The sequence below is a fragment of the Maridesulfovibrio sp. genome (assembly GCF_963678865.1).
Taxonomy (GTDB): Bacteria; Desulfobacterota; Desulfovibrionia; order Desulfovibrionales; family Desulfovibrionaceae; genus Maridesulfovibrio.
Genome location: NZ_OY787459.1, coordinates 3,987,099 through 4,001,347 on the forward strand (window position 1 = coordinate 3,987,099; position 14,249 = coordinate 4,001,347).

Genomic DNA, 14,249 nt, shown 5'->3' on the forward strand with positions numbered 1-14,249 from the left:
ACTAAAATGAAAAAAATAATCTTTATTTCAATATTGGTGCTTGGTTTTGCGCTATCAGGCTGTAAGGAAAAGCCTTCCCCAGTGCAGGAAGTTTTGCGGCCGGTAAAGACCATGCAGGTGGGTGAAGGCACTGCCGGCAGACAGTGGGTTTTTTCCGGCACAGCCGAGGATGCCCTGCAGTCCGATCTTTCTTTTCGCGTGGGTGGAAAAATTACGTCTTTTCCCGGTGATCAGATCGGCCGTAAATTCAGTGCCGGTGAAGTTATCGCACGGCTTGATCCTGCCGATTACGAGCTTGAAGTTCGGCAGGCTGAGTCCAACCTGGAACAGGTCCGTGCCAATTACATACGCGCCAAGGCTGATGTAGACCGCATTGAGCAGCTCTACAAACGTAAGGTTGTGTCCAAGTCCGAGCTGGATCAGTCAGAGGCTGACTTTAAATCCTATCATGCCCAACTGAATGCCTCGGCAAAGAAGCTTGATATTGCCCGCAAGCGTCTGCGCTACACAGTGCTTAAGGCTCCCTTTGACGGCTGGGTCGGCGCGGTGGCTGTAAATGTGCATCAGAACGTGCAGTCCGGGCAGAAGGTCGTCGGCTTTAATGCCGGTAGACAGATGAAAATGTCTATTTCCCTGCCCGATACCCTGATAGCCAGCGTGAATGAAGGGGAGAAGGTGCAGGTTACTTTTGATGCCCTGCCCGGTAAGACCATGAAGGGGGTCATCATGGAAGTGGGCATCGGAACCAACGAAGGCGCTTCTTTCCCGGTTAAGGTTTATCTTGATAATTCCAAGCAGTTGGTGCGCAGCGGCATGTCCGGTAATGTGTGCTTTGCCGGGCGTTCTGTCAGTACCAATATTTTCGTAGCCCCATCAGCCATTGTCGGTAATCCTGACGGCAGCAAGCATGTCTGGGTAGTTCAGAACGGTTCTGTGGTTAAACGTCGTGATGTGACGGTTGGTTCCATGTCTTCTAAGGGCGTTCTGATTAAAGACGGGCTTAAAGCCGGTGAAATAGTGGTCACACGCGGTGTCCATTCCCTTAAGGATGGTTTGAAGGTTCGTAATGTCGGGGGGCTGTCGTGAATCTCGCCAGATGGTGCATAGAAAATAACAGGACTTCAATAGCCCTGTTTGTGCTGATTGCCTTTGCAGGTGTGTCCACGTTCTTCAGTATTCCAAAATCAGAAGATCCTGATTTTACAATTCGTACCGCTGTGGTGAGCACTGTTTTCCCTGGTGCCTCGCCGCAGAGGGTGGAAGAGCTGGTAACGGATAAGCTGGAAGAAAAAATCAGGGAAATTGATGTTATCAAGAACGTCAGGTCCCAATCCATGACCGGGCTGTCGATTATCGAGGTTGAATTTCAGGACAACCAGAAAAATATGACCCCTATCTGGCAGCGTTTGCGCAACAAAGTGCTTGATGCAAAAAGCAATCTGCCTGCCGAGGCTTACGAGCCGGTTGTCAACGATGAATTCGGGGATGTTTTCGGTATCGTGGTTGCCCTGACCGGAGACGGCTTTACCTACCGCGAACTAAAAGATGTAGCCGACTATACTCGTGATGAATTGCTCTCCATTCCCAGTGTGGGCAAGGTTGATCGCTGGGGATTGCAGGAAGAGCGGGTTTTTGTGGATTTTTCCAACTCGCGCATGGCGGCTGCCGGGATTACCCCCTTTGCCTTGGCCCAGATGCTTAACCAGCAGAACATGATCCGTCCCAGCGGCTCGGCCAAGGTCGGACCTGAGCGTATTTATATTGAGCCGACCGGGGAATTCAAGTCGGTTGATGATATCAAGGATATGTCCCTGCGCATCGAAGGCATGAAGTCTTCGCTCAAGCTTTCCGATGTCACCGACATCAGCCGCAGTTTTGCTGATCCGCCGGGGGTCATGGCCCGTTATAACGGTGAACCGTGCATCATGCTGGCAATTTCCATGGCCGACGGCAATAATATTATGGAAGTTGGTAAACTGGTTTCCGAAAAGCTTGAGAAGCTTTCCAAGAATCTTTACCACGGCATGGAATACAATGTGATCGTCTATCAGCCAGATTACGTAGATACGGCGGTTACCGATTTCATGATCAACCTTCTAGAATCATTTGTTTTCGTAGTTATAATTATTCTTGTTTTCGCAGGATTCAGGACCGGGCTTATCGCCGGTTCGCTGGTGCCCATGGCCATGCTGGGATGTCTTGCTTTGATGCCACTTTTTAATGTAGGGCTGCAGCGCATTTCCATTGCTTCGCTGATCATTGCATTGGGTATTCTGGTTGATAACGGGGTTGTTGTTTCCGAGGCCATACTCGTTCGGCTTGCCGCCGGGGAGGATCGTCTGAAGGCTGTTGTAGGTTCGGTTTCTGAGTTGTGGATGCCGTTGCTGGCCGCTTCCCTGACCACTGTTTTTGCCTTTCTGCCCATTCCGCTGGCGGAAAACGCCACCGGGGAATACTGCTTTTCCCTGTTCGTCGTGGTCAGCCTGACCTTGCTTTGTTCATGGGGGCTGTCCATGTCCATGGTGCCTATGCTTTGCTATTATGTGCTGAAACCCAAAGTTGTGGTGCAGAGTTTTTCCAGCCGCATGTATCATATTTATCGTTCCATGCTGCTTTTCTGCCTCAAGCACAGGCCCAGTTTCCTTGCAGTGGTGCTTATCGCATGCATGGCTGCTTTCTGGGGATTCCAGTTTGTACCCAAAATGTTCTTCCCGCCCAACGAGCGTGCCCAGTTTACCATTGATTTCTGGCAGCCTTTTGGAACAGACATCACCGCTACCGCTGATGAAGTTGGCAAGCTGGAGAGGTTTTTGCTTGCGGATGAAGGCGTGGAAAGTGTCGGGACCTTTATCGGGCATGGCGGACCCCGCTGGTACCTGCCCCTGAACCTTGAGCAACGTAACAACAACCTTGCCACTTTTGTAGTCAACACCAAGAGTGTTGAAGCAACTGATGATGTTATTGAACGTGCTCGTAAGGAACTGAAGTCAAATTTTCCCGATGCTGATTTCAGTCTCAAGAAGCTGATGAACGGGCCTCCGGTAGGCGCCCCGGTGCAGATTCGTATTTCCGGTCCGGATCAGAAAACACTCTATCTCCTGCGGGACAAGATTGCTGCAGTTCTGGAAAAGACTCCCGGAGTTGCCCGTGTCTGGGATGACTGGGGTCAGTGGACTAAAAAAATGGAAGTCAACGTGGATCAGGATAAGGCCCGTCAGGCCGGATTAACCAGTTCTGATGTGGCTCTCAGTCTGCAGTCCAGCATGAGCGGTTATCAGGCCTCGGTTTATCGAGACGGTGATACCAATATCCCCATCATGCTGCGTACTGAGGGTGATTTCCGTAACCGGCTGGATAAGCTGGAGAGTCTGAATGTCTATTCATATCAGGCCCAGAAGAATGTCCCGCTCAGTCAGATAGCATCATCCGAACTGGTCTGGCAGCCTTCTGATATCCGCCGCAGGGACCAGACCCGGACCATGACCGTTAAGGCGGATTTGTTCGACGGCTACTTCGCTACATTGACTCTGGCTGCAGTTCAGCCGGAAATTGACAAGATGATACAATCATCAAACTGGCCGATGGGTTATTCCGTGGCTTACGGCGGGGAGTTTGAGAAGAGTCAGGAAAGTCAGGATGCCATTAACGCACACATGCCTCTTGCCATGGGGCTTCTGGTTCTGGTGCTGATTTTTCAGTTCAACTCCTTCAGGCGTCCGCTGATTATCCTGCTGACCCTGCCGCCCATGATGTGCGGGATTACTCCGGGGATGATTCTGACAAATTCGCCCTTCGGCTTCATGCCCATGCTGGGAATGATCAGTCTGCTGGGGATTATCGTCAACAACGCCATCATGCTCATTGACCGTATCGAAATATTGCGCGGGCGGGGGATGGCCTTGGATAATTCCATTGTGCTGGCTTCCCTTGAGCGCGCGCGACCGATCATCATGACTGCAACTACCACCATTATCGGTATGGTCCCGCTTTCACTGCAGGGCGGTGAAATGTGGCGTCCCATGGCCAACTGCATCATGTCCGGTCTCATGTTCGCAACTGTGCTGACCCTGATTCTCTGCCCGGTTCTCTATTCACTATTCTTCAAACAGAGTTTCAAGAAATACGAATGGAGTCAGGATGTTGTCAAGCAGGGCAGTGATGTGTAGCAAAAGTGTATTAAAATAATAAAGGCCCGCAATTCTTTATGAATTGCGGGCCTTATTGTTTTTTGGGATGTCTTATATATTTTCAACAATCTGCTGGATACTGTCAACCAGATGCTTGGGAGTGGATGCTCCGGCAGTCAGGCCGATTTTGTTAAGTTTTTTGAGTTCCTCAAAGGGAAGTTCCTCGGCAGTTTCCACATGGGTGCATTTGGTTCCTGCTGTTTCCACAACTTGTACCAAACGGCGGGTGTTTCCGCTGATGCGGCCGCCCACAACAATCATGTGATCCACTTCCCCTGAAAGGGAGATGGCTTCATCCTGACGTTGGCGTGTGGCATCGCAGATGGTGTTCAGGGTTATAAAGTCGATGCCTTTGCTTTCCAGATAACTGATGCAGTCAGTGTAGACAGAGCGGTCCTGAGTGGTTTGGGCCGCAAGGCAGTATTTCTGGTCCGGGTCCAGATCGATGGCCTGAAGTTCATCACGGGAATCAAAAAGATGCGGACCTGCGGGACCGTAGCTGAGCAGGCCTTTTACTTCCGGATGGCTGTCCTCGCCGTAGAGCAGAAGAACCCGGTTGTCTTCAGTGTTGCGTTGGATAAGCAGTTGCGCTTTTTTGACTTTGGGGCAGGTGGCGTCAATGACATTTACACCGCGCTGGCGCAGCTCTTCTTCCACTGCTTTTGGTATGCCATGGGCGCGGATGACAACGTAAGCCCCTTCAGGAACGTCCTCCGGGGTCTTCGCGGTGATAACACCTTTTTTCTCGTAGTCTTCAAGGACCTGAGGATTGTGAATGATCGGTCCGAGTATGTATATTTTCCCGCTTTCATTTTTTTCAATAAGAGAGTCCAGTTTGTTGAGTGCAAGGTCCACACCCATGCAGAAACCGGCTGTTTCCGCTCTGATAACTTCAACCATTTAAGGCCTCCATATATTCACAGTACCTGAGCACTGAGTTGTTCGTGTCTGCTTAAAGGTATTTATATTACATTTCATCATGCTGTTTGGCAATGAGGCTGTTTTGAGCTGAACTTGGTTATAACCCATTGACCCTCAAGGGGAAGGAGAGTATTTTGCCGGAAAATTTATTTTGACTCTTAAAGCTGGAATCAATTGGAGCCTTATAAGATGAGTTCTGAGATTGTAAAAAAATATAGAGAAAGAATAGCGGAAGCATATGAATTGCACCGCAAATATGTAAACCCCCAGTTTGTGAGGGTTCTTGAAGTTATCGGCTATGACCGGAATTATGTTAGTTCCGAGGGAGCCTACCTGACCGATGCCAAGGGCGTAGAAGTTCTGGATTTTCTTTCCGGTTTCGGTGTCTACAATATCGGACGCAACCACCCTTATGTTGCCGGTGTCCTTAAGGAAGTAATGGATGAAAAGACCGCCAGCATCGTACAGATGGACCTCGGGGTCATGTCCGGCATGCTCGCAGAGAAATTAGCTGAACTTGCTCCCGGCGACCTTGAAGCTGTATTTTTCACCAACTCCGGAACAGAAGGTGTTGAAGGCGCGCTCAAGTTTGCCCGTCAGGCCAGCGGAAAGCATAAGCTGGTCCATTGCCACCATGCCTTCCACGGGTTGACCCTCGGTTCTTTGTCCGTAAATGCCAACCGCGAATTCAGGGATCGTAACGAACCCCTGCTGCCCGGCTGTACTGCCGTACCTTTTAACGATCTGGATGCCTTGGAAGAGGCTCTTAAGGGCGGCGACGTGGGCGCCTTCATTTTTGAAACCGTGCAGGGTAAAGGTGTTTTCGTTCCTGAAGACGGTTACCTCGCAGGTGCGCGCGAACTGTGCGACAAGTACGGCACCTACATGATTGCTGACGAAGTTCAGTGCGGGCTGGGGCGGACCGGGAAGATGTTCGCAGTTGACCATTGGGGTGTGAAGCCCGATATTCTGGTTATTTCCAAGGCTCTTTCCGGTGGATATATTCCTGTGGGGGCGATAATTACCACCCGCGAGATTCATGGGAAAATTTTTGATTCCATGGAACGTTGCTTCGCACACTCCAATACTTTCGGTCAGAATGACCTTGCCATGGCAGCCGGGCTGGCGACTATAGAAATCCTTGAAAGAGAAAATCTGGTGGAAAATGCCGCCAGAATGGGTGCCCGAATTGAAGAAGGGATGCAGAAGCTTGCCGGCAAGTATGAAATGCTGACCGAAATCCGCGCCAAGGGGTTAATGATAGGCATGCAGTTCGGTGAACCTAAATCCATGACTTTGAAAGCCAGTTGGAAGCTGCTGCATAAAATGAATGATGACCTTTTTTGTCAGATGATAACCATGCCGCTGCTGGAAAAACATAACATTCTCAGCCAGGTTGCCGGACACGGACTTGATACTGTAAAGATTTTGCCTCCGTTGATGATCACCGATCAGGATGTGGATAAATTCCTCGCCGCCATGGATGATGTGCTTAAAGAGGCGCATAAGATTACCGGATCCGCATGGAAAACCGTGAAGGACCTTGGAATCCGTACTGCAAAGACTTCATAGCCGGAATTTATTGTTTAAAAGCTGAATTCGAAATTCGTGGATATTATGGGAGGCAAACTGTATGATAGTTTGCCTTCTTTGATTATATGCCACGCCAAAAAAGACCCCTGCCGATCTATACCGCAGCGGGCAGAGTTTGATGAATATTTTTTATAATGTCTTGGAAAGATTGATCCGTATTATCTGGAGAATGGTCCGCAAGGCCCCTGCTGCCGTTGTCATTTGCGCTGTGGTTTTGGCCGCAGCATCTGCTGCTTCTTCTGCGCTATGGCTTAAGCTGGATAGTGATCAGGATAATCTGATTTCACACGAGCTTCCTTTTCAGAAACGCAATATTGCCCAGATTAAAAATTTCGGTGATCAGGAATACATGTTTGTGGTCATCAAGACCGGAGGCAATGACGCAGGCAAGCAAAAGGCCGCTAAGTTCGCTGTCTCCCTCGCTGCCAAATTGAAGAAACGTCCTGATCTGGTTAAGGAAGTCCACTACGCCATGTCCGCCCGTGATATGGGACCGGGAGTGCTGATGTTCGCTTCCCCGGACGAACTGCGTCAGTTCGTGACCCTTGCCCGTGATTTCGGGCCACTGGGTAAGGAGTGGTTTGAAGCTCCGGGGCTTTCCCGCTTTCTGGATATGACAGCCGGGTTAATTAATGGTGATAAAGGGGGCGAGAAGGGCGGCAGTGTCAATTCGGAAATGTTCGACCCCTTCCTCGGCGCATTGGATAACCTTGTGGGCGAGATGCAGTCCTCCCTTGTATCCGGTCCGGCCCTTGAGACCCTGAACGCACCTGTCTTTGATCTGGATAAAGCCGGAATTCAGTATTTCTTCACCCGCAACGGCAAATTGCTGATCATGCGCATCCTGCCCAAAAAGGATTTCCGGGTAATGGATGTTATCGGTCCTTCCCTGAATTTTGTGCGTTCTTCACTGGAATCCGTGCGTGCCGAGTTCCCCGATGTTGAGGCCGGTTTGACCGGGCGTCCGGTGCTTTCCGCCGATGAAATGCACACCACGGATCAGGATATGACTATTGCGGCCGTGATTTCTGTGGTTGTAGTCGGTCTGATGTTCATGTTTATCCTGCACGGCTGGCTGCGGCCCATGCTGGTGATGGGGTCGTTGTTCTGCGCCATGGCCTGGACCTTCGGTTTTACGCTGGTCACATTGGGCAGTTTGAATCTGCTCTCCATTGTTTTTGCCCTTGTGTTGGTCGGTATCGGGGTGGATTTCGGTATCCATATCGTCATGCGTTATGTAGAAGCTGCCGATTCAGGCATGTCCCCGGATGAAGCGGTGGAAGAAGCGCTGGTTCATACCGGACCGGGCATACTGCTTGGCGGATTGACCTCGGTTTGCGCATTTTATGCTGTGCTGGGACAGGACTTTGTTGGCCTTGCCGAATTGGGACTTGTCGGCGGGACCGGGATTATTTTCTGTCTGATCTCCATGCTAACTGTGCTTCCGTCCATGATGCTTATTGCCGGGCGGCGTAACTGGTTCCCGTCCTCCCGTCCGCGTATGGCGACCATGCCTTTCATGGAAAAGATTATTTCGCATCCGGTGGCTGTCCTGCTGGTTTTTGCTGCACTTACAGCGCTGGCCATTCCCGGAATAAAGAAGGCCGGTTTCAACTATAATCTGTTGGAACTGCAGGCAAAAGGGTTGGAATCAGTAGAATATGAACATGTTCTGATAAACGACTCCGATGAATCCACATGGTTCGCGGTTATGACCCGTCCGGACCTTGAGTCTGTGAAGTCTCTTATCGCAGAACTCAAGAAGGTTCCGTCCGTGGGCCGTATTGAGTCCATTCTCGATTTTCTGCCCGAAGGACAGCATGAGAAAGCGGAAATCCTGCGCGGTGAGGCCAAAGCTATGGCAGGAATCAATCTAGAAGCCCGTAATTCCTATCTTGTCCCGGCTGAAGTCACAGCTTCCCTCGAGAATCTGATCGAGTCCCTTGAAAATCTGGAGGAAAAGTTATTCTCCGCAGGGGCGAAAGAAGAGTTGCAAAAGGTTACCTCTATTATTGATCGAGCAGATACCTGTCTGGAAATTCTTGAAAAGACTCCTGCGGATGCAGTCAACCTGACTCCTCTTCAGTCCCGGCTGGTCAATGAACTGTCCAGTTCCTTTGCATGGCTGAAGGAAATTCTTGAGGTGCGTTCGGTCACTCCGAACGATCTGCCTGATCATTTGCGTTCTCTTTACGTGGGTAAAGACGGTAGGTTTATGGTCAAGGTTTCCCCGGTTGAAAATGTATGGGATTTTGAAAAGCTGACCGGGTTCGTGGCTGATCTGCGTAAAATTGATCCCGAAGTGACCGGGGTTCCGGTGGTGGTTCTTGAATCATCTCTGCTGATGCGTGAGACATTTCTGGAAGCTGCGGGGCTGACCCTGATACTGGTTTCAATTCTTCTTTTCCTCAGTTCTTTCAGCCTCAGTTATGTGCTGCTGACTCTTGTACCGCTTTTTGCCGGAATCTTTTGGCTGCTGGAGATTATGGGGCTTACCGGACTGAGCTTTAATTTAGCCAATTTCTTTGCTATCCCTGTACTTATTGCTATCGGTGTTGACGGCGGCGTCCATTTTCTGGCCCGCTGGAAAGAGCTTTCCCAAGGGGAGCGTCTCTACCATACCAGTACCCCGGTGGCAGTGGGGCTTAGTTTCTGCACCACCATGATCGGATTCGGCGGCCTGCTGCTGGCTCATCATCGCGGCCTTGCTTCGTTGGGCGGCATCATGGTCACCGGCTCTGCTACTTGTCTTGTGGGCTGTATGGTGGTTCTACCTGCTGTATTCAGACTGATTGAAAGGATTAAAGGAAAATAATTTATGTTCAAAAGAGTTATCGCATTTGCATTTATTCTTGTTTTTGTCCTGAGTTCTAGTGCTTTTGCCGGTCGGTTTGATTTTGCCATTCTTCAGCCCGGACAGCCCGGCACCACTGCCGAAGCTCAGCCGGTAATGGATGAATTTGCCGGATATCTCTCGGCTAAACTTGGAGAGAAAGTGCAGGGTGTTTATTACAACGATTTGAACGAGGCTCTTGCTTACCTCAAGAAGGACAAGCCCGCGTGGGCTATCTGCGGACTGACTTTCTTCAAGTCTTATTCCTCTGAATTTTCCATGACCCCGGTTGCTTCAACTCTGCCTCAGGGTATGAGAAAAGATGTCTGGAGGTTGATCGTCCCTGCAAACGGCCCGGATTCCCCGGAAGCTGTTCAAGGTAAAGTCTACGGTTCCATGCTTTATACCCCGCAGTCCCGTGAGATTCTTTTCGAAGGTAAAAAAGACGGTGACTTCAGTGTGGAGGGGACACACAAGGCTTTACGCATGCTACGGAAAGTCAATAAAGGTAAAGTTTCCGGCGTGGTGCTTGACGCAGTACAGTATTCGGTCATCAAGGACTCGGACCGCTACTCAGGAACCAAAGTCATTTACGCTTCACCTGAACTACCCAACAGTCCGGTGGTTTGGTTCGGCAATACAAATGACGATGCGTTTAGGCTTCAGTCCGTGCTTCTGGATATGGACAAGGATCCGGCAGCAAAGGATCTGCTTAAACTTTTGCAGACTTCCGGCTTCAACCCCGCTGATAAGGATTTGAAATAATGAAGGGGCTGCGTGTTATTTCTTTATTGGTTGTATTGTTTATCTGCGGTTGTTCAGCCCAGTACAACTTGCCACTTCATGAGTGCAATGAAGACGGAGTGGTGCTTTGGAAACCGTGTTCACAAGCGCAGGCCGAGGTGCTTTCCAATTCCGCAAAAGGGAATGATATCCTGCAAGGAGCTGCCTGCTCAGCGTGGCTGCTGGAAAGCGGGACTGTTAAAACAGCTGATTACGCAAAATCTTCGCAGATTAAGTTGAAGGCCTTTCTGGATAAAAATTCGCAATCAGGGCTGGGGCACTATCTTTTGGCTTATTTAATTGCTAAAGAGGCTCAGTTTGCTCCGATGAAGGGCCTTGACCTTGTGCCCCGTATGGAGCAAGAAGCTCTCGTAGCGTCAAGACTTTCCCCTGATGTTGATCATGGCGGACCGGACCGTTTTCTGGGTCAGCTTTACCTGAAAGCCCCTTCCGCGCCCATCAGTATTGGTGATATGGATAATGCTTTGAAATATTACGAGAAAGCCGTAAAAATCGCACCTGATTTCGCTATGAATCGTCTCGGGCTGGCAACCGCTCTGCTTGAAGATGACGAAGTGGAAGAAGCCTGTGTTCATTACAAGAAGGCTTTAACAAGTAAATATTTCAGCAAAAAATTATTGAACGTTGATTCATGTGCAAAGCTGGTCAAGGCCTGTGAGGCCCGCAAGGCCACTGAAAAATAAACCCGCCCCCATGTTGGCGGAAAAGAGGTTGAAACCTTGGCAATTCCTGCAATTCAAGTAGCTAGACTCGGCAAATATATTCTCACCCAGACTTTGAAGGGTAATAAACATTATCCGCTGGTGCTTATGCTCGAACCCCTTTTTCAGTGCAATCTGCGCTGCAAGGGCTGCGGCAAGGTTAACCAGCCGCCTGAAATCCTCAATAAGCGTCTTTCCGTTCAGGAATGCATCGACGCAGTAGAAGAATGCGGCGCACCCATTGTATCCATTCCCGGCGGTGAGCCTCTGCTGCACCCGGAAATCCCGGCCATTGTCAGTGAACTGATCAAGCGTAAGAAATTTGTTTATCTCTGCACCAACGGCATCCTCATGCCTGAGCGCATTCACGAATTCAAGCCCAGTCCTTACCTGACTTTCAACCTCCATCTGGACGGCCCGGCGGAAGTGCATGACAAGGTTGTCTGCAAGCAGGGCGTTTTTGATTCTGCAGTACGGACTATCAAACTGCTTAAGTCCAAGGGGTTCAGAGTAAATACCAACACCACTCTCTTCGGCGGTCAGACCGCTGAAAAGGCTGCAGAATTTTTTGATTTCCTCATGGATCTCAAAGTGGACGGCATGACCCTTTCCGCTGCATTCAGCTACGAAGCGGCTGAAGATCAGGATGCATTTCTGACCCGTCCGCAGAGCGAGCAGCTTTTCCGTGAAATTTTTACCATCGGTAAAAACAAAAATTGGGATTTCAGCCACAGCAGCTTTTATCTTGATTTTCTCGCTGGAAACCAGCCCGATTATAAGTGCTCCCCGTGGGGAAACCCCTGCCGTTCCGTACATGGCTGGCAGCGTCCCTGTTACTTGCTCGAAGACGGTTTCGTACCGACCTATAAAGAGCTCATGGAACAGACCGACTGGGATAAGTTCGGCGTCGGCAATGATCCCCGTTGCGCTAACTGCATGGTTCACTGCGGTTTTGAACCGACAGCTGTTGCCGATTCAGTGAAGCGTCCCATTAAAGGTGCTTTGCTGGCACTTAAGGGCGTGAGTGTAAAGTAAGTTCATCTGACATAGTAAATAATAACAGCTTTTTTAGCTGCATGAGCCCGTTGAAGTTTGTGTCAACGGGCTTTTTTGTTATCCAAAAATTTCCCCCAGCGCTTTTAGAGCTTTTGAATAATCCCTGCCCATGGGAATTAACTCAAAAATCAAGCCGGGCCGTTTGGCTATGGCTTTTAAAATGGGACCCAGCTGTGTTTTGCCGGATTCATCAACTCCGGCCAGTGATTCTTTAGGGATACCACGATTTGAATCGTCGCTTATGGCCCGGATGCAGCCGAAGGGGATACCCATTTTTTGGGCAGTACTTGCTACTGCTATGGATTCCATGTCCACTGCCAGTGCACCGGTGCGTTCATGGATAAAAAGTTTATCCTGTGCACAGAGTACAGGTTTACGGGCAGTGAACAGTTTACCGCATTGGATTTTACCGCAGTCCGGGATAAGCCCGCTACGCATTTGTGCCTCTGCAGCCCCTTCTAGCCAGGACTCAAATTCTTCAATATCTGAAAGAATGGATGTTCCCGCCACAATGGTGCCTGCGGAAAGTCCCGGCGCAAGCCCTCCTGAAACCCCGACACTCAATATTAAGTCCGGTTTTTGAGTGCAGAGCAGCTTCGTTGCCTCTGCAGCCCGCTTTATTCCGATACCGGAAACAACACATCGATAACTGACGTTGTTTTTGAGTGTGCCGCGAAGGATGGGAAAAGCACTGTTTTCTTCAAGTTGCGGTGCGGGGCAGACTGCGTGTGCCTCCTGCTCCATGGCTGTGACTATGGCTATTTTATGTAATTTCATTGTGTTTCCTTAACGGATATTTAATTGAAGATAAACCAGATCTGTCGGCGGGTAAAGTTGGTAAACTTAATTAAATTTAGGCGGTTAGTTCATATCCATTCAACAGAAATCAGAGAGAAGTTCACCTGCGCTGATACCGTTTGACCTGATCTCCCAGTGAGAGTATGAAGCAAATTATTACTCAAGTGATTAATGAAAGGTGTTACTGTTATGAATCAACGTATGTATTTTCTGGATAACTTGCGTGCGCTGGTGATTTTTCTAGTCGTTGTAATGCACGTTTCGCTTTGTTATATGAAATATGCACCGTCATGGTGGTTTGTTATCGATCCGGCACAGAGTATGTTTTTCACTTACGTTGTAATGCTTATCGATGTACCCATCATGGCTATAATGTTTTTTCTGGCCGGATATTTTGCCCTTCCGTCTCTTCAGAAGCACGGCATGCACAGATTCTGGGCCGGTAAATTACGGCGGATAGTTATTCCATGGGTGATCGGAGTTCTGTTTCTTTCGCCTCCGGCCATGTATATGATTTTGCTTTCGAGAGGCAAGGCTCCGGGATACATGGAGTTCTGGGCCGGACAGTTCTGGACTTCCATGTTCAGTCAGTCTGTTTTCTGGTTTCTTGGAATTTTGACTTTGTTTTACCTTATACTCAGCGGTTTTTACCGGATTTCACCCCGGCTGCAAAGCCCGCCGCGTATGAGCCGTATGCCATCACCGTTGTTGCCGATACTGTTCATCACTGCAACTGCCGGGATATTCCTGGGGATGAATCAGTTTTTCCCTGTTGATACATGGATCAGTCGTTATTACCTGATTGTTTTTCAGCCGCTCAGGCTGGGTGTTTATCTGCTCTATTTCTGGCTGGGCATTTTGGCTTGGAAACGCAACTGGTTTACCCGACAGGGCTATACTCCAAAGTTGTTTCCATGGCTGGTTGTCTGCCTTGTGTCCGCAGTAGTATACCTGACTTTCAAAGGAATGATGGCTCCCAGAGGGAATGAATTTCCTATCCAGCTTGGTAATGCCTTGGCCTTTAACGTCTTTGCTTACAGTACGCTCATGACCGGAGTTGCTCTGTTCAGGAGGGCCATAAACAACTCCGGCGGGTTCTGGAAGTCCTTCTCGGCCAGTTCTTACGGCATTTATTTATTTCATTCTCTCGCAGTATACTATGGGGCTTACTACTTGCTGAACTTCAAGGCCTCCCCGTTTATCAAAGCCCCGATCCTGCTGATCTGTTCGGTGCTCAGTTGCTGGGTGCTGACTGTGGCTTTGAAGAAAGTGAAGGTTATCGCGAGGATTCTGTAAAAAATTGAGCCGCAATATTTTAAAATATTGCGGCTCAATTTTTAATTGTTGATTTGGAAT

The 14,249-nt window shown here is 49.4% G+C and carries 10 protein-coding genes; 8 read left to right on the top strand and 2 right to left on the bottom strand.

The window, feature by feature from the left end:
* Nucleotides 1-6: 6 nt before the first annotated feature.
* Both ACKU41_RS18170 and ACKU41_RS18175 read left to right on the top strand, forming a co-directional pair.
* Nucleotides 7-1,086: an efflux RND transporter periplasmic adaptor subunit gene (locus ACKU41_RS18170; RefSeq protein ID WP_321402829.1), complete on the top strand. Its 1,080-nt coding sequence runs from the start codon at nt 7-9 to the stop codon at nt 1,084-1,086.
* Nucleotides 1,083-4,166, top strand: coding sequence for an efflux RND transporter permease subunit (locus tag ACKU41_RS18175; protein ID WP_321402831.1), 3,084 nt, complete (start codon nt 1,083-1,085; stop codon nt 4,164-4,166). Before ACKU41_RS18170 ends, ACKU41_RS18175 begins: the two co-directional genes overlap by 4 nt.
* 72 nt (nt 4,167-4,238) lie before the next feature.
* Here the strand turns inward: ACKU41_RS18175 and ispH are convergent, their stop codons facing one another.
* Nucleotides 4,239-5,087 carry a 4-hydroxy-3-methylbut-2-enyl diphosphate reductase gene (gene ispH, locus ACKU41_RS18180; RefSeq protein ID WP_321402833.1) on the bottom strand — a complete coding sequence of 283 codons (849 nt, stop codon included), beginning with the start codon at nt 5,085-5,087 and terminating at the stop codon, nt 4,239-4,241.
* A 210-nt stretch (nt 5,088-5,297) separates the two neighbouring features.
* Between ispH and ACKU41_RS18185 the strand changes: the two genes are divergently transcribed.
* The 5 genes from ACKU41_RS18185 (at nt 5,298) to hpnH (ending at nt 12,074) form a co-directional block, all read left to right on the top strand.
* A complete protein-coding gene (locus ACKU41_RS18185; protein ID WP_319778905.1) occupies nt 5,298-6,680 on the top strand; it encodes an aspartate aminotransferase family protein in 1,383 nt (460 codons plus the stop codon).
* A 139-nt stretch (nt 6,681-6,819) separates the two neighbouring features.
* A complete protein-coding gene (locus tag ACKU41_RS18190) occupies nt 6,820-9,516 on the top strand; it encodes an MMPL family transporter (protein WP_321402835.1) in 2,697 nt (898 codons plus the stop codon).
* A gap of 3 nt (nt 9,517-9,519) precedes the next feature.
* Entirely contained in the window at nt 9,520-10,299 is a 780-nt protein-coding gene (locus ACKU41_RS18195) for a PhnD/SsuA/transferrin family substrate-binding protein (RefSeq protein ID WP_321402837.1), read from the top strand.
* Nucleotides 10,299-11,021 (top strand): hypothetical protein, encoded by a 723-nt coding sequence (locus tag ACKU41_RS18200; protein WP_321402838.1) that lies wholly within the window; start codon nt 10,299-10,301, stop codon nt 11,019-11,021. Before ACKU41_RS18195 ends, ACKU41_RS18200 begins: the two co-directional genes overlap by 1 nt.
* 36 nt (nt 11,022-11,057) lie before the next feature.
* Nucleotides 11,058-12,074, top strand: a complete 1,017-nt coding sequence (gene hpnH, locus ACKU41_RS18205; protein WP_319778910.1) for an adenosyl-hopene transferase HpnH — start codon at nt 11,058-11,060, stop codon at nt 12,072-12,074.
* A gap of 78 nt (nt 12,075-12,152) precedes the next feature.
* Here the strand turns inward: hpnH and ACKU41_RS18210 are convergent, their stop codons facing one another.
* On the bottom strand, nt 12,153-12,872 hold the full coding sequence (locus ACKU41_RS18210; protein ID WP_321402840.1) for a phosphorylase: 720 nt from the start codon (nt 12,870-12,872) through the stop codon (nt 12,153-12,155).
* 210 nt (nt 12,873-13,082) lie between these two features.
* On the opposite strand from ACKU41_RS18210, the gene ACKU41_RS18215 reads away from it, so the two are divergent.
* Nucleotides 13,083-14,189 (top strand): acyltransferase family protein, encoded by a 1,107-nt coding sequence (locus tag ACKU41_RS18215; RefSeq protein WP_321402843.1) that lies wholly within the window; start codon nt 13,083-13,085, stop codon nt 14,187-14,189.
* Nucleotides 14,190-14,249: the final 60 nt, after the last annotated feature.

What these genes read in the sequence shown, in the direction of transcription:
- ACKU41_RS18170 (WP_321402829.1), top strand. Translation starts at nt 7, where the DNA reads ATGAAAAAAATAATCTTTATTTCAATATTGGTGCTTGGTTTTGCGCTA.
- ispH (WP_321402833.1), bottom strand. Translation starts at nt 5,087, where the DNA reads ATGGTTGAAGTTATCAGAGCGGAAACAGCCGGTTTCTGCATGGGTGTG.
- ACKU41_RS18185 (WP_319778905.1), top strand. Translation starts at nt 5,298, where the DNA reads ATGAGTTCTGAGATTGTAAAAAAATATAGAGAAAGAATAGCGGAAGCA.
- ACKU41_RS18190 (WP_321402835.1), top strand. Translation starts at nt 6,820, where the DNA reads ATGAATATTTTTTATAATGTCTTGGAAAGATTGATCCGTATTATCTGG.
- ACKU41_RS18195 (WP_321402837.1), top strand. Translation starts at nt 9,520, where the DNA reads ATGTTCAAAAGAGTTATCGCATTTGCATTTATTCTTGTTTTTGTCCTG.
- ACKU41_RS18200 (WP_321402838.1), top strand. Translation starts at nt 10,299, where the DNA reads ATGAAGGGGCTGCGTGTTATTTCTTTATTGGTTGTATTGTTTATCTGC.
- ACKU41_RS18210 (WP_321402840.1), bottom strand. Translation starts at nt 12,872, where the DNA reads ATGAAATTACATAAAATAGCCATAGTCACAGCCATGGAGCAGGAGGCA.
- ACKU41_RS18215 (WP_321402843.1), top strand. Translation starts at nt 13,083, where the DNA reads ATGAATCAACGTATGTATTTTCTGGATAACTTGCGTGCGCTGGTGATT.